At 70.8% G+C, this 21957-nt stretch carries 18 protein-coding genes and 3 pseudogenes; 12 read left to right on the top strand and 9 right to left on the bottom strand.

Annotation, left to right across the window (positions count from 1 at the left end; all coding sequences use genetic code 11):
* The first annotated feature begins 236 nt into the window (after positions 1-236).
* Both AV521_RS36580 and AV521_RS36575 read left to right on the top strand, forming a co-directional pair.
* A complete protein-coding gene (locus tag AV521_RS36580) occupies positions 237-1310 on the top strand; it encodes an acyl-CoA dehydrogenase family protein (RefSeq protein WP_079249582.1) in 1074 nt (357 codons plus the stop codon).
* A gap of 91 nt (positions 1311-1401) precedes the next feature.
* Positions 1402-1980 carry a flavin reductase family protein gene (locus AV521_RS36575; protein ID WP_076094830.1) on the top strand — a complete coding sequence of 193 codons (579 nt, stop codon included), beginning with the start codon at positions 1402-1404 and terminating at the stop codon, positions 1978-1980.
* Here the strand turns inward: AV521_RS36575 and AV521_RS36570 are convergent.
* The 5 genes and pseudogenes from AV521_RS36570 to AV521_RS52975 form a co-directional block, all read right to left on the bottom strand.
* Positions 1908-2501, bottom strand: a complete 594-nt coding sequence (locus AV521_RS36570) for a PadR family transcriptional regulator (protein WP_076094828.1) — start codon at positions 2499-2501, stop codon at positions 1908-1910. The genes AV521_RS36575 and AV521_RS36570 overlap by 73 nt on opposite strands.
* Positions 2502-3016: 515 nt before the next feature.
* Entirely contained in the window at positions 3017-4708 is a 1692-nt protein-coding gene (locus AV521_RS36565; RefSeq protein ID WP_076094826.1) for a tetratricopeptide repeat protein, read from the bottom strand.
* 401 nt (positions 4709-5109) lie between these two features.
* The gene (locus AV521_RS36560) at positions 5110-7947 is read right to left on the bottom strand and encodes a type 2 lanthipeptide synthetase LanM family protein (RefSeq protein ID WP_218639397.1); all 2838 of its coding nucleotides are present in this window, start codon (positions 7945-7947) and stop codon (positions 5110-5112) included.
* Positions 7948-8203: 256 nt separating this feature from the next.
* Complete coding sequence (locus AV521_RS36555; protein WP_031163102.1) at positions 8204-8404, bottom strand: DUF6229 family protein; 201 nt, start codon at positions 8402-8404, stop codon at positions 8204-8206.
* Between the two features lie 273 nt (positions 8405-8677).
* A pseudogene (locus AV521_RS52975) lies at positions 8678-8947 on the bottom strand (hypothetical protein); the annotation flags it as partial.
* Between the two features lie 112 nt (positions 8948-9059).
* On the opposite strand from AV521_RS52975, the gene AV521_RS36550 reads away from it, so the two are divergent.
* Positions 9060-9944 (top strand): alkaline phosphatase family protein, encoded by an 885-nt coding sequence (locus AV521_RS36550; protein ID WP_076094825.1) that lies wholly within the window; start codon positions 9060-9062, stop codon positions 9942-9944.
* Between the two features lie 473 nt (positions 9945-10417).
* Here the strand turns inward: AV521_RS36550 and AV521_RS36545 are convergent, their stop codons facing one another.
* The 3 genes from AV521_RS36545 to AV521_RS36535 all read right to left on the bottom strand — a co-directional run bounded on the left by AV521_RS36545 (position 10418) and on the right by AV521_RS36535 (position 13920).
* Complete coding sequence (locus AV521_RS36545) at positions 10418-11317, bottom strand: amidohydrolase family protein (RefSeq protein WP_076094822.1); 900 nt, start codon at positions 11315-11317, stop codon at positions 10418-10420.
* Positions 11318-11991: 674 nt separating this feature from the next.
* A complete protein-coding gene (locus AV521_RS36540; protein ID WP_076094820.1) occupies positions 11992-13629 on the bottom strand; it encodes a DEAD/DEAH box helicase in 1638 nt (545 codons plus the stop codon).
* 87 nt (positions 13630-13716) lie between these two features.
* Positions 13717-13920 (bottom strand): cold-shock protein, encoded by a 204-nt coding sequence (locus AV521_RS36535; RefSeq protein ID WP_023544341.1) that lies wholly within the window; start codon positions 13918-13920, stop codon positions 13717-13719.
* Positions 13921-14124: 204 nt separating this feature from the next.
* On the opposite strand from AV521_RS36535, the gene AV521_RS51545 reads away from it, so the two are divergent.
* The 9 genes and pseudogenes from AV521_RS51545 to AV521_RS36490 all read left to right on the top strand — a co-directional run bounded on the left by AV521_RS51545 (position 14125) and on the right by AV521_RS36490 (position 21297).
* The gene (locus tag AV521_RS51545; protein ID WP_256725826.1) at positions 14125-14253 is read left to right on the top strand and encodes a hypothetical protein; all 129 of its coding nucleotides are present in this window, start codon (positions 14125-14127) and stop codon (positions 14251-14253) included.
* A gap of 162 nt (positions 14254-14415) precedes the next feature.
* Positions 14416-14784 (top strand): hypothetical protein, encoded by a 369-nt coding sequence (locus AV521_RS36530; RefSeq protein ID WP_076094819.1) that lies wholly within the window; start codon positions 14416-14418, stop codon positions 14782-14784.
* Positions 14785-15200: 416 nt separating this feature from the next.
* A pseudogene (locus AV521_RS36525) lies at positions 15201-15665 on the top strand (phosphate transport system regulatory protein PhoU); the annotation flags it as partial.
* Between the two features lie 183 nt (positions 15666-15848).
* Entirely contained in the window at positions 15849-16286 is a 438-nt protein-coding gene (locus tag AV521_RS48850) for a hypothetical protein (RefSeq protein ID WP_143658717.1), read from the top strand.
* A 576-nt stretch (positions 16287-16862) separates the two neighbouring features.
* Positions 16863-17513 carry a hypothetical protein gene (locus AV521_RS36510; RefSeq protein ID WP_076094814.1) on the top strand — a complete coding sequence of 217 codons (651 nt, stop codon included), beginning with the start codon at positions 16863-16865 and terminating at the stop codon, positions 17511-17513.
* A complete protein-coding gene (locus AV521_RS36505) occupies positions 17510-18841 on the top strand; it encodes a CopD family protein (protein WP_076094812.1) in 1332 nt (443 codons plus the stop codon). The genes AV521_RS36510 and AV521_RS36505 overlap by 4 nt, the downstream gene beginning before the upstream one ends.
* Positions 18842-18884: 43 nt before the next feature.
* Complete coding sequence (locus AV521_RS36500) at positions 18885-19928, top strand: cupredoxin family copper-binding protein (protein ID WP_076094810.1); 1044 nt, start codon at positions 18885-18887, stop codon at positions 19926-19928.
* A gap of 113 nt (positions 19929-20041) precedes the next feature.
* Positions 20042-20593 carry a hypothetical protein gene (locus AV521_RS36495; RefSeq protein WP_076094808.1) on the top strand — a complete coding sequence of 184 codons (552 nt, stop codon included), beginning with the start codon at positions 20042-20044 and terminating at the stop codon, positions 20591-20593.
* On the top strand, positions 20581-21297 hold the full coding sequence (locus AV521_RS36490; RefSeq protein ID WP_076094806.1) for a plastocyanin/azurin family copper-binding protein: 717 nt from the start codon (positions 20581-20583) through the stop codon (positions 21295-21297). The genes AV521_RS36495 and AV521_RS36490 overlap by 13 nt, the downstream gene beginning before the upstream one ends.
* Positions 21298-21651: 354 nt before the next feature.
* Here the strand turns inward: AV521_RS36490 and AV521_RS36485 are convergent.
* Positions 21652-21957: pseudogene (locus AV521_RS36485) on the bottom strand (hydrolase); the annotation flags it as partial.

Below are 21957 nucleotides of genomic sequence, written 5' to 3'. Positions count from 1 at the left end.
CTGCCGCGCATCGAGTCATGCGGTCCGCGAGGTACGCGCCGCCGGGACCGTTGCTGTCCGAGATGTTCCGCGTGATCAGTGCCCTGACCGTCCGGTGCACCGTCGAGACCCGCGGTCGGGACCTGTCGGAGGTGGACTCCGCCGCACTCCCCGCCCGTCGTCGACTCCGCTGGCGGCGGGAGCCCGGATCCACGCTGCGGCACGCCGCTCGAAACCCCACGGAAAGGAGCAGCCGAGTGAGGCTGACGGAGGAACAGCAAGAGTTGCGGGCCGCCGTGCGGTCGCTGCTCGCACGTCATGACGGCGCGGCGGCCTGGCGGCCCCTGACCGAACAGATCGGCGTGGCGGCACTGGCCGTCCCGGACGAGTACGGCGGCGCGGGCTGCGGGTCACGGGAAGTCCACGTGGTCATGGAGGAGTTGGGGCGTGAGCTGTGCCGCGTGCCGTACCTCGGCTCGGCGGTGCTCACGGTGCAGGCGCTGCTTGCGTCCGGCGACCGGGCGGCGTGTGCGCGGCTGCTTCCGCCCCTCGCGGAGGGCCGCACGGTGGGCGCGCTGGCGTGGGCCGAGCAGAGTTCCTGGGACGCCTCGGCGATCCGGGCCGCCGCCGTACCCGGACCCGGCGGGACATGGCGGATCACTGGGGCGAAGCACCACGTGCTGGACGGAGCGGAGGCCGATGTGCTGCTGGTCGCGGCCCGTACGGCTGCCGGGGTCTCGCTCTTCGACGTGGCCGTGGACGGCGCGGGCGTGCGACGCGAAGCGGCCGTCTCGATGGACCAGACGCGGGCCCAGGCCCGGGTCGTCCTCGACGGCGCCGAGGGGCGGCTGATCGGTGCGGACGGCCAGGGTGACAGGGCACTGGCACACGTCCTGGACCTCGCCTGCACGGCACTGGCCGCCGAGCAGGTAGGAGCGGCCGAGCGCTGCCTCGAGCTGACGGTCGCCTACGCCCGGGAGCGCGTCCAGTTCGGCCGCCCCATCGGCTCCTTCCAAGCGGTGAAGCACCGGCTGGCGGACGCGTACGTGCTGGTGGAGTCGGCGCGTTCGGCGGCGCTCGGAGCGGCGTTCGCGGCCGCCGACGACTCACCGGCACTGCCCCGCTACGCGGCCGTCGCCAAGTCCGCCTGTTCGGAGGCGTTTTCCGCAGTCGCGGGCGAGATGATCCAGCTGCACGGCGGCATTGCCATCACCTGGGAGCACGCCGCCCACCACTACTTCAAACGTGCCCACGGCTCGGGCCAGCTCTTCGGCCCACCGGCCTGGCACCGAAGCCGGCTGGCCGCCGGGCTGGGCCTCACCCCGGCCTGACCGAACGCGGCGGTTGACGCACGAGCCCGGCCGGCACCCAATGCAGATATTCCAATTAGAAATATTTCTACTAGGTCTATGAGAGGAAGCAATGTCCATACTCACCCCCAAGGCCGTTCCCCCGCGGACCTCGCAGGTCGATGAGGCGGCGATGCGGGAGGTGCTCAGCAGCTTCTGCACCGGGGTCGCGGTGATCACCGCGACGCAGCCCGACGGACGACCCGCCGGAATGGCCGTCCAATCGTTCTCCTCGGTGTCGCTGGACCCGCCCCTGGTGTGCTTCTGCCCGGCACAGACGTCGTCCACCTGGCCGAAGATCCGCGCGGCCGGGCGCTTCGCCGTCAACGTCCTCTCGGCCGACCAGCAGCAGTTGTGCCGGCAGTTCGCCGTGACCGGCGGGGACAAGTTCGCCGGGGTCGACTGGCAGCCCGGCCTGAACGGCGCACCACTGCTCGACGGGGCGCTCGCGACAATCGAGTGCGACCTGGCGGGGACCTTCCCCGGCGGCGACCACGTGATCGCACTCGGCAGGGTCACCGCGCCGGCGTCCGCTGACCGCGTCCGGGACACCGACCCGCTCCTGTACTTCCGCAGGACCTACGGGCGCCTGCGTTCCAGCTCTTCCAGGTCCGCCAGCATCGCGTCGGCCAGGTCCCGCTCCGAGGCGTAGTACCGCTCCGCCCACTTGAGGGTGAGCACGGGGTAGGCCCACGCCTCCTCGGCACGGCCGCCCTCGGCGTCGGCCTCGGCACGCTGCCGCATGGTCTCGGCGTACTCCCGGTGCCGGGCGAGCACTTCGCGCATCTGCTCCGGTTCCAGCAGGTGGCCGAGCCACAGTCGTAGCATGACGCCGTGCTTGAGCACCGGTGGTTCCACCGGTGCCTCGCGCGCCCAGGCGCGGACCGCCTCCATCCCCTCGTCGGTGATCCGGTAGACCCGCTTGTCGCGGTTGCCGGTCTCCTGCGCGACCATCCGCGAGGTGACGTAACCGGCGTTCTCCAGGCGCTTGAGCTCACCGTAGATCTGGCTGAACGAAGGGCTCCAGTAGAAGAAGCGCAGCGACCAGTCCGCCCACTTCTTCAGGTCGTACCCGGACAGCTCCTCACCGAAGGAGAGCAGTCCGAGCACCGCCCAGCTGGTCGCCGGGAGGGCCGGGCGCTCCACATCGCCACCGCTCTTCGCACCGCTCATCCTCTGGTCAGCCACACCGGCAGTCTACGGAGCCGGTGCGCGCCGTCCCCCGCAGGTCCCGGGGACGGACGGCCGCCGCCCGGCACAGGCTGTACGGGGGCGCGTGCGACTGCGCAGCACCCGCGTGCCGCCAGAAGCGGCCCGGCTCCCGGCTGGACACTCCGCACCGTAGCCGAGAGCGAGGCATCGGCCCTTGTGCGAAAACAAACGGGGCGCGTCGCCCTCTCCGGGAAAGGGACTCCGGCCAGGCGGGCGGCCCCACCGGGTTCGGGTGGTCCGGGCGGAGCGGGTGCGCAGGAAGTTGCGACTGTGTCCTACCCGGCCACGTGCTCGTCGCCCGGCTATGCGGCCGCGAGCCGGACGGATCCTTGTCGGACCCTCGGTTGCCGACCGCGCCAGCGTTGCCACTCCCACCAGCGTCAGAGCTGACCGTACTTCCGAGGCCGAGGCAGGTGACACTTTGTCGGCTGCGCGAGGCGCTCGCAGAAAGACGCCCCTGGCCGTCTTGTGACGGCTCAGTGTTCCATCGTGCAGCAACCGCCTCCGCCGACGGTGTCCGAGACCGCGTCGAGGCGGCAGAAGCAGGACGCCCCGACCGACACGTCCGCCATCACGACGGCGATCTTCAACTTCTGCGCCACGATCTGCGCCTCTCCCGCCTTGCCCAGCCGGACCAGACATTCGTGCAGCCCGTGCAGGGCCCAGACATTGTCCGGGTGCTGCAATGCGCGTGGAAGGGTGTCGTCGAGTCCCAGGTCGGCCCGGTAGACCGCCTCCGCCTCGGCGACGCGCCCCCGCTCCAGAAGCAGGGCGCCGTATGCGTGCCGGGTGGGCTGCATCCATCCCCACGGCTCGTCGTAGGGAAGGTTGTCGTCCAATTCGATCGACCGCCTGAGCGCGGCGAAGGCGGCGTCATGGTCGCCCTTGCGGTATTCGAGTTCACCGTCGAGCATCGCTGACGCGATCGCCAGAATGTCGGCACAGGTGTTGTTGAACAGCATGCGTGTCTGCGGCACCCGGGCGACCGCCTCGCCGAACACCCGGCGTTCGGCCTCGGCCTCGGCGATATGGCCGGTGGCCGCGAACGCGACGCCTCGGGCGTAGTGCAGCATCGCCGTGCTCACGCTGCAGAGCTCCGGGTCGGCGGGCATGGGCGTCCGCAGGATGTCGCTCCAGCGGCCGAAGCGGATCAGTACATGGACCCGCATGGCGAGGAACCCCTCCAGCCAGTCGGCCATGGGCGGGCTCTGCACCCGCAGCAGTTCCTCGGGGATGGACGCCGCCAACTGGGCAGCGGCCTCCAGAGCGGTCCGGAACTGGCCGAGGAACATCGCGCCGTAGATCTTGAAATGGTAGTTGTGCGACCGGTACAGCGTGTAGAAGTTCATGGCCCCGGCCCGCGCGTGGAACTTCTCGTCGGCGACGATCGCGTCGTCGTTGTCCGACACCACGCGGCGGTAGTCGCCGCAGAGCACCTCGATGTGTGAAGGCATGTGCTGCAGATGGCCGGCGTCGGGCACCAGGCCGCGCAGCCGGTCGGCGACGGGCAGGGCAGCCTCGGGCGTCGGGGACATCTCCATCAGGTGGATGTACATGTGCAGGATGCCAGGGTGTCCCGCCCCGGCGTCTGTCGCGGCGGCCCGGTCCAGGACGGCCTTGGCCTCAAGCGTGCGGGCGCCTTCGGCCGGCTCACCGGTCCGCAGGTTCCACAACCGCCAAGGGGTGAGGTTCATCAGCGCGTCGGCGTACAGGGTGGTGATGTCGGGGTCGTCCTGGGCGAGTTCGTAGACGGCTCTCATCCTGTCGGCGTACGGCGCGTTCCACACGGCACAGTCGTCGACGGCCTCCGTCTGCGGATAGCGGGCACGCAACGCGCCGATCAGAGCTCGTTCGACGGGCGTGGCGCCGGCTTCCGCCTTCTCGTGGGCGAGTTCCACGGCGGCGTGGGTGCGTTCGACGGTGCGTACGAGGTCCCGCTCGTCGAAGAACTCCCACGGCTTGTTGTAGTTGGGGCCGAGTGCGTACGCGATGCCCCAGTGCGCCATGGCACAGCCGGGGTCGGCCGCCGCGGCGGCTTCGAAGCAGGCGACGGCTTCCTCGTGGTTGAAGGCGTATGTCCAGACCAGTCCGCGGTCGAACCAGAGTTGCGCCTCGGGCGAGGAAGTCGTCACGGGGCGGCTGTACGTGCCGAGATCGTAATAGTCCATGCATCGCCCCTCACCACCCGACCGCCGAAGCACCGGGAACCGACCGCGCTTTTTACGCAGAGCGTGTAGCGAGCAGCGTAGTGGGCCGAGTCATGACTTGGTCGGCAGTACACGACAGCCGGAGAACGGCCTGCGGCGTCTGCTCGCGGGGGTCGAGCGCCAACGCGTGGCCGCCGAGCGCTGTCTGGTGTCCGCGGTGCGGGAGCTGGAGAGCGCCGAACGCCGGGGCGGCCTGGACTCCGGCCGCAGAGCTGGAGAATCGGCTCGCCCCCCTTCGCGTGCCCGGTGCCACGCGGTCCACGCCGCCCACCGCGCACGGGCGTGCGCCGCTACGGCCCCGGCGGGCGCTCGCCACACGTGCACGATCACGACCCACCCGGTTCCTGGCCGCTGTTGCGGCTTCAGTCCAGGAGCAAGGGATTGGGCAGGTCCGCCGCAGGATGCATGCGCAGGAGCGTGTGCAGGACGCCCGCGAGGCCGGACATGAGGCTGGGCGAGAACGCCTCGCGGGCCAACCCGCCGACGGGGCCACGCTGTTCGAGACCGGTGAGGATCTCCGCGTCGAGGTGCGAGGGGTCACCGAAGCCCAAGGAGGTGAGGAACTCCCAGAGGCCGAGGTCGCCATGGCAGAGGGTATGGCTCCAGCCGAAGCCCTCGGCGGCGCAGGCGCGTGCGGCGCGGTGGGCCATGTCGAGATGGGCGGGATCACCCATGCGCCGGTGCAGGTCGAGCATGCCGATACCGATCCCCGCGCTGCCGTGGCACCAGCTGGTGAAGAAGTCCTCCTCGGCGCCGATCCGGACGTCGAGCCAATTGCCCTGTTCGGGCTGCCAGAGGGACTCCTGGAAGGCGAAGGCTTGCTGCGCGAGGCGCCTCCAGCGGCGGCGTTCGGCCACGCAGCCGGCGTCGCTGAGGGCGAGCCGGGCCAGCGCCCAGCCGATGCCGGTGGCGCCGTGGGCGAAGCCGCCGATGCCCTCGGGGTTGAGCCGGGTCGTCCAGCGGGCGCCGCTCGCGTCGAGCGTGGCCAGCCCGGTCAGCCGGCGCCCGATGTGCGCGGCGGCGCCGAGCCACCGGTCCTGCCCGGTCGCGGTGGCCAGGTCGAGCAGGGGGACGATGGCGCCGGCGACCCCGTTGAGCAGGTCCACCTCGATGTCCTCCTCGACCAGCGGAGCGCCCTCGGCGAGCAGCTGCGCCCGCTCTGCGGCCCGCTCCAGCAGCGAGTCCTCACCGAGCACCCGGTGCAGCGCCAGCCACGTCCACACCTGGGAAGCGGCACCGCTGAACGCCCCGGCCGACGGCGTCGGCGTGAGGTCCTCGGTGCCGAGCAGCACGCGCAGGGCGCCCTCGAACGTCTCGGCCACGCCGGGCATGTCGTCGGCCCGGCCGGCCCGTACCTCGGTCAGGTACTCCGCGAGCGTCAGCGCGACCCCGCCCTGTCCGGTGTAGAGGTCGGCGGGCAGCACCCGGATGGACCAACCGGCGGGAGTGAAGACGGGGCTGATCCAGGTGACCGTACCGTCCGCGCCGCGCACCGCACCGTCGCACAGCCGCCGTACCATCTGCGCGGCCAGGTCCCGGCGGCGCCGCTCCCGGTCGCGGGCGTGCGGGTCACGGGAGGCGGCCTGCACCCGGGCGGGCAGCGAACGCTCGTTGAGGTAGGCACCCACCAGCGCGTCCTGGATCACCGCCTCCTCCAGCGCCAGATCGGCGGTGCGCCAGTCCTCGACCGTGTCGCGTACAGCGGTCGTGTCCACCACGAAAGTGAACATCGGTACGTCACCGGCCAGCAGGTCCGCGATCTCGCTGTCGATGGTCGCGCGGTCGGTGGGCGCGCCGGGCAGCACCTCGGCGTTGCGCAGCAGGATGTCCCGGGCCCGCTCGACGGCTGCCGCCTCGTCGTGCAACGACCCCGGATGCCACAGCATCCGCCCGATGTCGACGTACGCTTGCGTCGGCCGCCGGATACGCCGCGCCCGGGTGCCCTCGAAGCGGCGCAGCAGCCGGTACGGGTCCTGACCGGGCCGGTGCAGATGCGCGGTCATCTCGCGGAAGCCGGCCAGGATCCGGTCCCAGTACGTGCTCAGGACCGGAGTGGGGCTGGGGTGGTTGCCCGTGACGGGCATCGCCACCAGGTCCACCTGGAAGCGGGCCGCCGCAGTGCCGCCGTCCGCGATCACCGGGTTCGGGATCAGTGGCTGCTGACCGGGCAGCGCCCCGACTCCGGAGATGTCCACTCCGCCGAGCGCGAACCCGGTGCCGCGTACGGGCAGCAGTCCGGTCCGCAGCACCGTACGGCGGATCGCCGCCGCGGCCACGTCCACCGCGTCGCCCCGGCCGCTGGGCGGGAACGGCGCCGGGGCGTCGAAGAGTGTCTCCGCATCCACGATCACCGGCAGCGGACCCGCGGCGATCATGTTCTCGGCGTGCATGTCGGTGCCGCCGATGAGCCGGAGGACGGCCAGCCAGTGTCCGACACCGCGGTAGAACGCGGCGAGTTCGGCGTCGTCCACGCAGTACCGGTGGGGGACGAACTCGGCCCAGCCGTAGCCCTCGCGCGCCAGAGTTCGCGGGACACGGATCTGCTCGTCCGCCGCCGGGGCACCGGGGAAGTCCATGAACAGCTCATCGAGCAGGGCGCCCAGTGCCACGTCGATCCCGGACGGCCGGGGCTTGTACATGACACTTCCGCCCGCGAAGTCGACCCGGCTGACGGTCAGTCCGCCCCGGTGGCTGTCGCCCGCGCCGAAGCCGACGGCGCGCATCTCCCCCGGCGATCGGCCCAGCAACGGCGCCAGCAGCGCGCGGTCCGCGGCGAGCCGTGTCGCGAACGCCGCCGTCGCCTCCACCGACGGCCGCGCCACGGACGCGATCCGCCGGCCGAGGCTCGGGTACCGGCCGGCCAGCCGGTCGAGGTAGCCCGGCTCGCTGGCCTGCTCGATGAACGCGGACCACGTCTCCCTGTCGGTGACGGCCGCCCCGCCACCCGCTGTTCCCCCCTCACCTGCCGCCAGACGCAGCGCGTGCAACTCGATCAGGAGCAGGCGGGAGAGCTTGGCGTGCAAGGACCTGAGCAAGGCGGTGTGCCCGGCCTCCAGCACCACGTCCCGCTCTTCCCGGCCGAGTGCGTCCACGTCGGCCAGCCGCCGGGCCAGCTCGTCCCGCCAGGGCCGGGCGATGCCTCGTACGGGTTGGGTGAACCATTCCGCCTGGTCTCGCGTCTCCAGCCCCGAACCGCCCACCGTCCACCTTCCCCGTCCCACCGCGTCGCGCCGTCGAAGGCGCCCGGACGGAGCGTAGGGAATCGTTTCACCGGGCCCGGGTGGTGCTAGCGCCTCACGGGTTCGGTGCAGTGCGGCGGCGCGGCGGCCTGGCACACGATTCCCCACACTCCTGCTCGCAACACTCCTGCTCGTAGAACCTCACTCCGCGAAAGCTCTCCGCAATCGACGGCCCTCTCACAGGCCGCCACATGCCTCAAAGGGCGAGGCAGACCTGTCAGCAGCACCAACTGCCGTGCGAACCGCTCGGGCTGGAACAGAAGCCGTAGAGGGAGTCGCTCGGGTCCGTGAGTGCGGCCTCGGCAGCCGTGCCGCCGACGTACAGGGGCCCGGCGGGGTTGGACTGGCCGTACGCGCTCTCGGCGCCCGACAGCCAGGCTTCGATCACGGCGGTGTGGGACACACGGGTCTGGGGCATGGGTGGCCTCCGGACGTAGGAATGGGGCGGATTGCCCAGCCCTGAGTATGGCCGTGTCCGAACAGACGTCAGATGGCCGATTCGGCCACACTCAGGTGGTGCCGGTGCGGCGCTGCGCCATCCCCGGGGCCGACGAGCCGGTACGACGGGTACACCGTGCCACGTTCTGGGCAAGGGTAGGTCTCGGCGCACGACGCGGTGCGGTTGTGGAAGGTGGCGGAAAGAGGTCTCGACGTTCATGCGGGGTGCGTACAAAGGGGGAGCGACGGTGATGGTTCGGCCAGCGTCATGGTCCCACTCGGTGTTGAGGCCGGCCCCTTCGAGGGCCACGACGACGATCTTGTGGCCGATGGCTGCCGTGGTCTCGGGCGAGCCGTCGAAGCCACCGTAGAGACCGCAGGTTCTGCCCCCACGTGGCCGTGCGAAAGCCACCTGCGGGGACCGGATCCGGCGCGGCCCGGGTGCCCACGGCAACCCTCCGGAAGGTGAACACACGAGATGGATGGGCCCCCGACAGCCAACGGCTGTTTGACGGGTCTTCATTGCCAGTGACCTGAAGGCCCTGCCTGCGCCGCCCTAGTCTCCTACCGCCTGATCAGAAAGGACCTGATCAGTGGACAACCTCCCCGCTTCCCGCTCACACAGGAGGTCCACCGTGTCCTTGCTGTCCCGCATCAAGCGCTCGCGCCGGGCGCTCTCCCTCGTCACCGCCCTCCCCGCCGCCCTGGTCGGGGTGTGGGTCGCCGCGCCCGCCGCGCAGGCCGCCGCTCTTCCCGCCCCCGACCACGTGGTCGTAGTGGTGTTCGAGAACCACTCCTACGAGCAGGTCATCGGCAGCACGAGCGCCCCGTACCTCAACAACACGCTGGTGGCCGGCGGCGGCAACCTCACCCAGTCGTACGCCATCACCCACCCCAGCCAGCCGAACTACCTGGACCTGTTCTCCGGCAACAACCAGGGCATCACCAACGACAACTGCTACACGCCGCAGTTCAGCAGCGCCGCGAATATCGGCTCCGAGCTCATCGCCGCCGGAAAGACGTGGGGCAGCTACAACGAGGGCCTGCCCTCCCAGGGCTCCACGGTGTGCACCAACTCCGCCACCAAGTACGCCCGGAAGCACAACCCGTGGTTCGCCTTCAGCAACGTTCCGCTGAGCACGGCGCACACGTTCGCACAGTTCCCGACGGACTACACGACCCTGCCGAAGGTCTCCTTCGTCACCCCGAACCTGTGCAACGACATGCACGACTGCTCCATCGCGACGGGCGACACCTGGCTGAAGAACAACCTCAGCGCCTACGCGACCTGGGCACAGACGCACAACAGCATCCTGGCCGTCACCTTCGACGAGGACGACAGCTCGCACGGCAACCACATCGCCACCGTGTTCTACGGTGCGCACGTCGCGCCGGGCAGCACCACCTCGACGCACTACAACCACTACGACACGCTGCGCACCCTTGAGGACCTGGCCGGGCTGACGACCCACGCCGGGGCCGCGGCCGGCGCCTCCGACATCACCGGCATCTGGAACTGACCCTGGGGCAGGCTTCGCACAAAGCCGACCCGCAGCGGTGAAACAGGATCAAGGCCGCCGACTCCCACGAGGCGGCGGTCCTGCCGTACCCGGCCGCCAACCTCCCGGAGGCCGCCCGTGGCCTGTGGTACGCCGTGGCCGTGAGACATGCGCAGGCTGGTGGTCCCACTCAGCAGGGCCAGGCCTCGCGGGAGCAGGTGCGCATACCGGCCGCCGACGGCTGTGCGCGGAGTGAGAACGACGCCTTCCTGACGGGGGGAAGGCGACAGGCACTGCGCCCTTCAGCAGTGATGCTCGGGGCGGCTGATCTCTGAGGACGAAGCCGCCGTCTCGATGACGTCGCACCGCTCACGCGCCCGGGCACCGAAAGACGGTATGGCCCTGGCTCGGTCCAACGGCCGGCAGGACATGGGCTGTACGGCCGGCGCACTGGTCGCTGACCTCCCCGCCGGGAGCTGGTCGACTTGTCGGGGTCAAAGTTCGAAGAGCTCCGCCGCGTTGTCGTGGCATACGGCCCGCAGCCACTCCTGTCCGAGGCCCAGCCTTTCCACCGCGTGGAGTTGGTGCAGGTAGGGGTAAGGGATGTTGGGGAAGTCGGAACCGAGCAGGATGCGGTCGCCCAGTGCGGCGAGCCGTGGCAGGGCCCGGCGGGGGAACGGCATGAATCTTTCGGTGAAGTCGGTGAACACCATCGTCGTGTCCAGCCGTACCTGGTCGTACCGTTCGGCGAGGTCGAGAAACTCCTCGTACTCGGGCATGCCCATGTGCGCGATGATCAGCCGCAGTTGCGGGTGGCGTGCCAGCACTCGCGCTATGGGCTCGGGGCCGGTGTGCTTGCCGGACGCGGGCCCGGAGCCGCAGTGCATCACCACGGGAATCCGGGCCTCGGCCAGCATCCCCCAAGCCTGCTGGAGTTGTTCGTCGGCCGGGTCGTACGCTCCCACCTGTACATGAGCCTTGAACACGCGTGCCCCCGCTTCGACAGCCTCGCGGACGTTTGTCTCGACGTCCGGCTCGGGATACAGCGTGGCGGTGTGCAGGCAGTCGGGGGTGCGGCGGGCGAAGTCGGCGGCCCACCCGTTCAGCCACCTGGCCATGCCGGGCTTGTGGGGGTAGAGCATCGCGGTGAAGGACCGGACCCCGAACTCCCGGAGCAGAGCCGTCCGCTCCTCCTCCTGCTTCCGGTAGGTGATCGGCCACTTCGGCCCACCGATCAGCGGCCCGTTGGCGTCGAAGTAGTCCCAGACCTTGTGCAGGACACGCTCGGGCATGAAGTGGGTGTGGACGTCGATCAGCCCGGGAAGGCCGAGCCCGCCCCAGAATCGGCGGACCTCACCGGCTTCCTCGCCCAAAGCGATGCGGGTGGGACTCAACTGGTACCGCCTCTCTCGAACGACCTGCGGCTGTCACAAGGCCGGGAATTGCCGGAATTCCTCGATGAGTTCATCCTGCCTTGGTGTCAGAGCACCTGGTGCAGACACCGCCGGCGAAGCTGTCCTGGACGCGCTTGCGGAGCGCGGGGCTCGCCCGATTCTGGGGCGGCTGGTCTTTCACGTGAATGTTCCCCCTTCGTGTGAAAGCTCCGATCACGATCATCAAGGTGCCCTCCGAGGGCCGGGTCTTGAGGACGGCGCGCGCGGCGAACCGACGGCGAGGTAGATCAGAGCGCAGGCCGCCATGTGCTGCGTGCCCAACAGTGCGGTCCACACGGACTCCCCCCAGAGCCGCGGACAAGCCCTCCGCAACCACCCCATGTTCAGGGTCCCGCCGTTACGGCATCACGTGGCCAGGGACGTGACCAACGCGGGCATGGCCGATCACGCCGAACAGCCCTTGATCGAACGGCAGGGCGGGGCCGAAATCCCAGGCGTCGACGTGCTGTTGGTGCCCAGCCGGTTGCCGGACCTGCCGTTCGTGGGAGCCGGGACCGAGGTGGCACGTCGGCTGCGCCTGAATCCGGGCGGCCCAGGTGTCAGAGGTACGGCGGTCGGGGCTGCGGTCGCCGGGCCCCGACAGCGCCGCCCGTGGCTGCGCCGACCCCCGTCCGTCAGCGAGATCCGCGGGCAGCCTTGCCGGAGGCAGTGCTGGTCGCCGCGCCGGCCGCGACCGGGCGGGCGGAACTGCGGCCGCCCGCCGCCACCGCACCCCCTGTGGCTCCGCCGGATCCCGCGCGACGGGCAGAACCGCGCCCGCCGGCTGCGGAGGTGCCACCAGACGCTGTCGCCCCGGCCGCGGCCCGCCGGTCGGAGCCCCGGCTCCCCGTCCTGGTGGCCGCGCCTGTCGCCGCTTTGACTCCGCCGTCGTTTCGGCGTCGGCGGCCGGATCGCCTGCCGGGCTGGGTGCCGGCCTTTCGGTCCGGACGGGACGCCGTCGACGTCGCGGGCTGGGCGACCTCGATGGTGACGGCCACGCCGGAAGGCTCACGGGCGCCGGTAATGGTGGCCAGCGCGGGGTCGCTCGACGTGACGCGGGCCGTCCGGGGGCGGATGCCCGCGTCCGACATGAGCCGGGTGACGTCCCGTTTCTGGTCGGGCAGGACCAACGTGACGACGCTGCCGGAGCCGCCGGCGCGGGCCGTGCGGCCGCCCCGGTGGAGGTAGTCCTTGTGGTCGTTGGGGGGATCCACGTTCACGACGAGGTCGAGGTCGTCGATGTGTATGCCCCGGGCTGCGACGTTCGTCGCCACCAGGGCGGTGACCTGGCCGTTCTTGAACTGTTCCAGGGTGCGATTCCGCTGCGGCTGGGAGCGGCCTCCGTGCAGTGCCGCCGCGCGGACCCCGACGGCCAGGAGCCGCTTGGCGAGCCGGTCGGCGGACCTCTTCGTGTCGAGGAAGAGAATGACCCGGCCGTCACGGGCCGCGATGCGCGTGGTGACGGCCTTCTTGTCGGTCTCGTCCTGGACGTGGAGCACATGGTGCTCCATGGTGGTCACCGCTCCCGCGGACGGGTCCACGGAATGCACCACGGGGTCGGTAAGGAACCGCTGCACCAAGCGGTCGATGTTGCGGTCCAGGGTGGCCGAGAACAGCATGCGCTGTCCGTCGGGCCGCACTTGCTGGATCAGCTTGGTGATCTGCGGCAGGAAGCCCATGTCGGTCATCTGGTCGGCTTCGTCCAGCACCGTGATGCGTACATGGCCGAGCACGCAGTCCCCGCGTTCTACGAGGTCGTTGAGCCTGCCGGGCGTCGCCACCAGCACCTCGGCACCGCGCCGGAGCGCTGCGGCCTGCTTGGTGATGGACAGCCCGCCGACCACGGTGGCCAGCCGGAGGTTCACCGCCGTCGCATAGGGGGTCAGTGCGTCCGCCACCTGCTGTGCGAGTTCGCGGGTGGGCACCAGCACGAGGGCGAGGGGCGCCTTGGGCTCCGCGCGCAGTCCGGCCGTGCGGGCCAGGAGCGCCAGCCCGAACGCGAGGGTCTTGCCGGAGCCGGTGCGTCCCCGTCCCAGCAGGTCGCGGCCGGCGAGCGAGTTGGGCAGGGTGGCGGCCTGAATGGGGAAGGGGCTGGTCACGCCCTGCGTGGTGAGGGTCTTCAGCAACCCCGGGGGCATGTCCAGAGCGGCGAAGTCCTCGATGGCGGGAAGTGCGGGTGTCGCGCTTTCCGGCAGCCGGAATTCCCGCGGCGACGACGCGGACGGCGGGGGCGACGAGGCGCGCCGGTTCGGCTTCTGGGGCCTGCGGGACATGCGGTTATCTGCCTTCCTGGAAACAGCACAAACCGGGGTCCGCACCATGACGGTGCGGACCCCGGTGAGGGGATACGCGTCCGGGTATCAGGCGGGGACGATGTTCTCCGCCTGCGGGCCCTTCTGGCCCTGCGTGACGTCGAAGGAGACCCGCTGGCCCTCCTGGAGCTCACGGAAGCCCTGGGTCGCAATGTTCGAGTAGTGGGCGAAGACGTCGGGACCGCCGCCGTCCTGCTGGATGAAGCCGAAACCCTTTTCGGCGTTGAACCACTTCACGGTTCCCTGTGCCATGACTTTCTCCTTCTGTAGGCAGAGGCCCCATCCGGAGATGCCGGAAAACAAATAATGCGCCTGAAGGAGGAACATTCCCGTCAGGCGCACATAGGTTCATGGGTACCACAACTGCAACTCCGAAACCGTAGCACAGCTCGGCGGCCCGTGGTGGATCAACCAGGCGCTCGCCGGGGTTCCTCAGCGCCTTTCGGTGATCGTCACATGCGCATGGCCACCGCCTCCGCACACGACCTGCAGCCCGAACCGGCCGTCGGCGACGCGCCGTACTCGGCGTCGGTCCGTGACCGCACACACGCGAACCGGCAGCTCATGAGCTACAAGAGGGCTTGATCCGAAGGGCTCTGACAGCGACTGGAAACTGTCCGTCAGCTCCTCAGAGGCCGCGCGGGGAGTGTGCCTCGCGCGCCCGGGTGCACGCCGGTTGCCACCACCGGTGCGCGGGCGGACGCTGGGTGACTCCCTTTGCGAGTCGTTCTGATGTGGAGGCCGCCTGTGCTCAGTGGCGTGGTGAAGTGGTTCGACCGCAAACGGGGTTGCGGCCCGGCTGTTCGCGGCGACGCGGACCGAGGAATCGTCGCCGACGAGAAGGGGTGCTTCGACATCACCAGCGACACCGCCGGTGACCGGGCGGAGAACATCAGCCGTACGACCAGGGGATACCGCGAACCGGCCGAGAGCCCGGGAGCGGACCGGGGAGTGCGCGAACGGCCCGAGTGGCCGGTACAGACCGTCCTCGGCGGTGACGCAGTGGACACGTGCCCATGGTGCGTCCACATGCGGGAGGCCGACGCACGCAGCGCTACGGCGACGATGCCCTCAGGCGCGGCGTCGGGCGCCGAGGCGGCGAGCCCGCCCCGGTAGACGACCAGCACGGAGCCGAGCGAGACGAGCCGACCGTGCCGGGCCGTGCAGAAGCGGCGTCTCGTCCTCCTTCCCCGCGGGCTTTGCCGCGACCGCGGCGGCCGAAGCCGGCGCACGAAGCGTAGGCGCTGGTGTCCGTCCAGCCGAAGACCTCTTCGCTGCGGGACACACCGGTGACTGCCACGCCTGCCGCTCCAGTGGCCTCGACTCCCAGGATCGCGGAAGCCTCGGGGACAGCGAGTCGCCGCCGGGGACTGCATCGCAGGCATCGGCTTGTGCCGCGCCCCGCCGCACGCCCAGCGCACAGCGCGACCACCGTCGGCTCGCGGAAGGAGCAGGGGCTGCCGGTTCGCGTGGGTTCACCTGTGCGAGTTGGCAGCGGGGCACGACGGACGCACAGCGTGGGAGGCAGCAGGATGCGGGGGGCGTACCACGAGGAACTGACCTCGGCCGGTGGCGGACTGGTGGAAATGGCCCGGCTCGTCGGCTCCGCGATCGGCCGTGCCGCCTCCGCCCTCCTCCGCCCTGCTGGCCCGCCGGCGACCGGTCGCCACGGACCTGCCCACCCACTGCGGATGAGCGCCGATCTGAATCGCTCCGGCCACCTCGCCGCGCACGTGGCCAAGCTCGCCCGGCTGCGCCACCCCGGGCGAGCCGTGCCGGGCGACCTGCACCGCACGATCCTGGAGATGGGACAGCTCGCGCAGCGGCTTATGACCCACGCCGCCGAAGTGCTCGTCGCCCAGGACGTCGAGGCCGCGCTGAAGCCGAAGCAGGACGGCGACCGCGTGGCCGGGCTGCACCGCATGATCTTCCCGCACCTGATGGACGACCGGTGGGAACACGGGGTGGAGACCACTGTCGACGGCACACTGGTCGGCATCTGACGTGTCCCCGCAGCGGCGGCGGCAGCGACGGCCCGGCGCCGGCAGGCTCTCCCTGGGGTGGCGAGACGCATCGAAATCCCCGATGCATTCCCATGCGTATCCCTCTTGGAGGGATGCTCACGGCGGGCACGGACCGTGCCCGCCCGCTCACGGACAGACCCGAAAGGGATGAGCCGCATGACAATTCCGGCACATGTGACGCATGGCACGAGGAGGGCTACGACACTCCCTGCCACGGCGGTGGCCTTCGCCGCCGCTCTCGCCCTGGCCGCCTGCTCCAGCGGGGGCGGTCACGCGAGCGGCTCGGCAGGTTCCGGCGCCGCCAAGGTCAACTCCGGGACGCGAGTGACGGTCACCGAGACCGAGTACGGATTGAAGCTGTCCCGGTCGTCCTTCGCACCGGGCACCTACACCTTTGTCGCGCAGGACGCCGGCAAGGTCGCGCACGCCCTGTCGATCGACGGGCCCGGTGTGGAGGACGCAAGGACTCACGACATCCAGAGCGGCCAGAAGGCAACACTGACGGTGGCTCTCAAGAAGGGCACGTACGACGTGTACTGCCCGATCGACAGTCACAAGCAGCTCGGGATGGACCAGCACATCCAGGTCCGCTGAGCCTACGTGGTCGGGGGCGCCGAACGCGGCATTCGCCGGGCTCAGGGGCGAGGACGGCCCGGAGTCCATTGATCTTGAGGCCGTCGAGTCGGCTGCCGAGGAGGGCGTGCTTCATGTCGCACACCAGGTCGGGTGCCTTTGCGGCCAGCGGGTGGAAGGGGCTGTTGTGCAGCCGCAGTTGGGGCTGCCCCAGGAGTTCGCGCCTGTCGGGGATGCGCGCCCGCAGCAGGCCTGCCGGCTTGCACGAGATGCCCCGTTCGCGGTCATACGGGACCGCGCGCTTGAGTCGCCCGTCGAGCTGTTTCACCAACGATTGCCGGTCGGCACGGGACCTGCATATGCATACGCGGCGATTCCGTGAAGAATTAAATGCCGAGCACGTTCGAATTCACCCGACCTCCATTTCCTTCACGGAATGCAATGCACGGATTAGGGCAGGAAGGTCCGTTCTCACAGCCGACCAGTGGTCGGATATGAGGCAATGAAACGCCCGATTAACTGGCGCGTAGCGGCCGGGAATCCCCCTCTCGGTGCACTCCTGGGCACTGCCTTTCACGCACAGCGTCAGGAGGGGCCATGTCCTTGTTCGCCAGGGCGTCCTGGCCGGGAGATCATCGCGACGAGATAGTGGCCGGTGCGCTGGTCGCCGGGGTCGTCATCGTGCTCGGGTACGCCTCAGGTATCGGCGCACCGGCACCGACGTCCCTGGACACCGCCGCACCGCCCGCAGTCCCGGCCCCGTCCGCCTCCGGCGGTCCGTCGCAGGGGTCGAGTTCAGGGGATCCCGGCAGCGCCGACGCCGATACGGGCACCGGCTCGTCGGGGGATTCCTGGGCGGGTAATGCCGGAGGCGGAATTCCCGTGGCGAGCGGCGCATCGTCCGGCGGCGGGCACGGAGGCGACAATGCGGGCGGTGGAGACGGTGGCCCGATGCCGATGCCCGGCCCGTCCGGTTCGGCGTCCGCCTCTCCCCCACCGGCCCCCTCCCCAAGCCCCTCACCGTCACCGTCGGACGGCTGCCAGAAGGGCGAGGTCCACCTGACGCAGCCGCTGCTGAGCGGCGCGCTCAGCTCCGTCACCGGCCTGCTCGACGGCCTGCTCGGGCCGGACGGCTCCGGAACCACGGCAGCCCCGGCTCCTTCGCCATCACCGTCGGGCACCGGGGTCCCCACAGTGTGCTTGGGCATCGCGCCGTCCCCCTCGGTCCTGCCGGAGGTGCTCCCGTGAGACCCCGTGTCCGGTCCCTGTGCGCCGCGGCCCTGACCGCCCTCGTGGCCCTGCTGCTGTTCGCCCCCGCGGCATCGGCCCACACCGAGCTGGAGTCCTCCTCCCCCAAGGCCGGCACCCGGCTCGCACACACGCCGGCCACGGTACGGCTGACCTTCAGCGAACCCGTCGACCTCCCCGATGTCCGCATCACCTCGGACGGCAGGCAGCTTGCGGTGTCCCGGCCCGAGGGCGGTGACCACCAAGGCAATGCGGTGGACGTCGCCGTTCCGGAAGCGGCGGGTCAGACCCGGCTCTCCCTGGTTTGGCAGGTACGCGACATGGAGGACGGTCATCCGACCTCCGGCACCCTCTCGTTCCCCCTCGCCACAAAGGCGAAGGACGCACCGGGGACCGGCACCACCGTGGCCCCCACGCCCTCCGCCGGCGTGCGCACGGCATGGGCCGCCGTCCGCTGGGCCGGCTACCTCGCCCTCGCCCTGTACGTCGGTGGACTCGCCTTTCTCGCACTGCTGTGGCCACAGGGCGCCCACGACCGGCGTACCCGGCGCATCCTCACGCTCGCCTGGGCCGGCGGGCTCGCGGCAAGCGTGGTCGCACCGGGGCTTCAGGGCGCGTATGGAGCGATGGGCGGCCTCGGCGACGCCTTCCGTGTCGCCACGTACCGCGATCTGCTGGGCACGGAGGTCGGCATCGTGGCTGCCTGCCGGGTGCTGATGTGGGTGCTCGCCGCCGTCGTGATCGCTGCCCTGCTCCAGGGTGGTGAGCGGGCCGCGCGCTCGCCGGGGTGGCGGGTCGGTACTCTCGCCGTCGCGCTCGGGCTGACCCGCACGACCGGCATGGCGGGTCACAACTCCGAGGGAACGCACCCCGGTTGGGGTGAGGTGGCCGATCTGGTGCATTTGCTCGGCGTGTCCCTGTGGCTGGGCGGGCTCACCCTGCTGCTGCTCGGTGTCCTGCCGCGGCGGGTGCCGGAAGAGCTGTCGGCGGCCGTGTCCGGCTACTCCACGCTGGCTTTCGTGTCCGTCACGGCGATCGCGGTGGCCGGGACGGTGCTGGCCTGGCAGATCGTCGGCTCGGTCGGGGCCCTGTTCCACACCGGCTACGGCCGTCTGCTGCTGCTCAAACTCGCCGTCCTGGCAGCCGTGTTGCTGATCGCACAGGGCAGCCGGAGCTGGGTGCGCACCCGGCTCGACATCGCCGTACTGCTGCGCGGTGACCGCGCCACCGTACGGCCCTTCGTCTACTCGGTCACGGCCGAGACGGGGCTCGTCCTCGTCGTTCTCGCCGCGACGAGTCTGCTGGTCACCTCGGCCCCCGGCCGTTGACCGGCACCCCACCCCTGTCATCTCACAAGGGAGACGCATCACCATGCGCACCGACGACACCACCGCGCCACCGCTCCGCGACCGGCACTCCCGGGTGGGCAACCGGGTGCTGCTGGCCACCGGCATCGGCACCGGCATCGCGGCCGCCGCCTGTCTGGGCCTGCTCCAGGCAGCCGGCGGTGCCGCCGCACCGGCGATCGCCGCACCGGCCGCCGAGGCACACTCCATGGCCCAGGCGCAGCCCGCCGCCGCCCAGACCAGGGCCGCCGATCACACCATCGAGATCAAGGACTACAAGTTCGCCCAGCCGGCCCTGACCGTGAAGGTCGGCGAGACCGTGAAGTGGGTCAACGAGGACACCGCTCCGCACACGGTCACCACCACCAGCGGCCCGGCGAAGTTCGACTCCGGCACACTGCACAAGGGCGACAGCTGGTCGTACACCTTCACCAAGCCCGGCACGTACAAGTACTACTGTGCTGTCCACCCCGACATGACAGCCTCCATCACCGTCGTCGCCGATGACGGCGGCGGTACCGGTGGCACGGGCGGATCCGGCGGCTCCGGCGGCTCGACGGGCGGCTCGGGCTCCGGCGGCTCGACCGGAGGATCCACCGGCGGCAGCACGGGCGGCTCAGGCACCGGCGGGTCCACCGGTGGGCACAGCGGCGGTTCGACCGGGGGCGGCAGCGGTTCCGGTGGCACGAGCGGCGGCGGCAATGGCGGCGGCGAGCAGTGCGTCAGCGTCCAGCAGGTCCTGCTGCCGATCCTCCAGCACCTCGACAAGGCCCACCTGGAGGAATCCCCGGGCCAGCAGGTCCAGGACGCGCTGAAGCTCGACAGCTACATCAAGATGCACACCGTGTGGCTGGAGTCGATCCTCAACCCGGCCGTGAACGGCGGCGGCTCGGTCACCGACGGCACCCTCACCGTCATCCTCCAGCACGTGAACTCCGCGCACCTGGAGGAGCCGCTGAGCCAGCAGATCGCGGACATCCTCAACCCCGACCAGTACGTCAAGACGCACACCGTATGGGCCGAGCACCTGCTCGCGCCCACCGTGAACTACCTCACCACGTCCTGCTGACAGGGCTGTACGAACAGGCGGGGCGGGCCGGCCGAATCGCAGTCGGCCGGCCCGCCACCACCGCCATTGTCCCCTCTCCCGCCAGGCGTCCGCCATGAGCCCGAGGTACCGCCATGACCACCGAACCCCCGCCCACCGGGCCGCTCCCGACACACACCTCATCCACCGCCACACTGCCTCCTCGGACCCACCTCGACTGCCTGCCCCGGCCCGGCGCGTACGCGGCCGCCGCCGACCGTTGCATCGTCGAACTCGCCTACAGGATCGGCCCGTTGGTGACCCTGCGCCGACGCCCCGACGTCGCGGAAGCGGCGCTGGCCATCGCCCCGCGGCCCGAGGACTGCGTCCTGAGTCTCGTACTCGGCGGCGACGCGCTCGGCGGCGAGCTTCTCGCCTTCACCGGTACCGGGATCGAACCGGTGGCGCGCGGGGCGCGGCTGCGCATGCCCGGAAGCCTCGGCACGGGCGACGCCACGCTGGAGCCCCTGCCCGCAACGCTGCTGCTGCGCGTCGTCGAGCGCACCGACGACCGCCTCCTCGTCGTCGGCACCACCCGCGTCCCCTACGGCGTGCTGCGCCGCACGACCGGTTTCGCCCTGTCCCGCATACGCCCCGCACGCCACCTCGACCTGCTCCTCGCCGCGGAGTTCACATGGACCGCCTGACCACCCGGCGCCGGCCCGCCCGCACTGCGCGCCTTCTGCCGGCCGCGCTGCTCCTGGCGGGCCCGGCCACGTTCCTCGCCCCAGACCCGGCGCACGCCGCCGCCTCGTATCGCGTGGTGATGTCCGGTTACGCCTTCAGCCCGCGCGCCCTCACCATCACGGCCGGCGACACGGTCACCTGGGTCAACCAGGACCAGGCCCCCCACGACGTGAAGACCACCTCCGGCCCGGAGTCGATCCACTCCCCGCTGCTGGGCAAGGGCGGTACCTGGAGCCACACCTTCACCGCCCCCGGCACCTATGGCTACGTCTGCACCGTGCACCCGGGCATGACCGCCCAGCTCGTCGTGGAGGCAACCGCCGCACCGACTCCCACCACGCACCCGACTGTCCAGCAGCGCTCCGGTTCCGCCTCCACGGCGGCACATCCCGCTCAGTCCGCCGCCGCGCACACCGGCCACAGCAAGGCGGCCGCGGCGCCCAGGGCAGGCAGCCCGTCCGCCTCCCCGGCAGCGGCAGTGCCCACCCAGCCGGCGGCCGCGCCGACCGAGAGCACCGCCTCCGCCTCCTCCGCCCGCCCGCTCGACCCACTGCTCCTCCTCGCCGGGGTCGTCGCCGGAGTCGCCGTACTCTGCCTGCTCCTGGTCGGCTCCCGCTCGGCCGGTGCGGGCAGCCGCGACAGCGGCACTGCTTCTTCGAGCTGACTTCACACTGGCGCCCCGGCAACGACTCGGGCAGGAACGGCCGGACGAACTCCCACTCCGCATCGGATCGGCGGGGCCGGGACGGTGAGGGGCGCCAAGATCGTAGGAGGCGGTCACAAGCCGGCGAAGGCGGACCACGGGCGCGGCAAGGGCCGCTGAACCGTCCGGTCGTCAGCGCGGACGCACAGGGCCAATGCCGACCCGCGGCGGACGGCGTCCCGGCCAACCCGCCGAACCGCCGGGCGGCCCTCTGTGGGGAGGGCCGCCCGGACCACTTTGTTGCCGCTGGTGCGTTTTCCACCTGCGTCCGAGGGGCGGGCCACGCATGCAGGGCCCGCTCTTCGGATGTCCAGGTCAGCGGACGAAGGAGATCTCCGGGTATTTCTTGTCGGGCCCGTCGAGCAGGGTGCTGTGCTGATGACGCAGCTCTTTGTCGAAGAAGGCGGCGAGGTAGACGCGTTGGATCTCGATCGCGCGGTTGGGGTCGATCGTGCCGTACACCTGCTGGAGCTGGGCCGGGGAGATCCTGAGCAGGTTCGCCTCCTGGGGCGCCATCGCCTCGTCGTCGATGAACGACACGTGCGCCGCGCCGTGGAGCTGGATGTCGACCCGGTATCCCTTCAGATGCGACCACAGCGTGCGCCACGACCCGTCGTTGTT

Origin of the sequence: Streptomyces sp. IMTB 2501 (genome assembly GCF_001953885.1) — a bacterium.
GTDB lineage: Bacteria > Actinomycetota > Actinomycetes > Streptomycetales > Streptomycetaceae > Streptomyces.
Note: the sequence above shows the minus strand (reverse complement) of the source record. Positions and strands in the feature narration are given on the sequence as shown.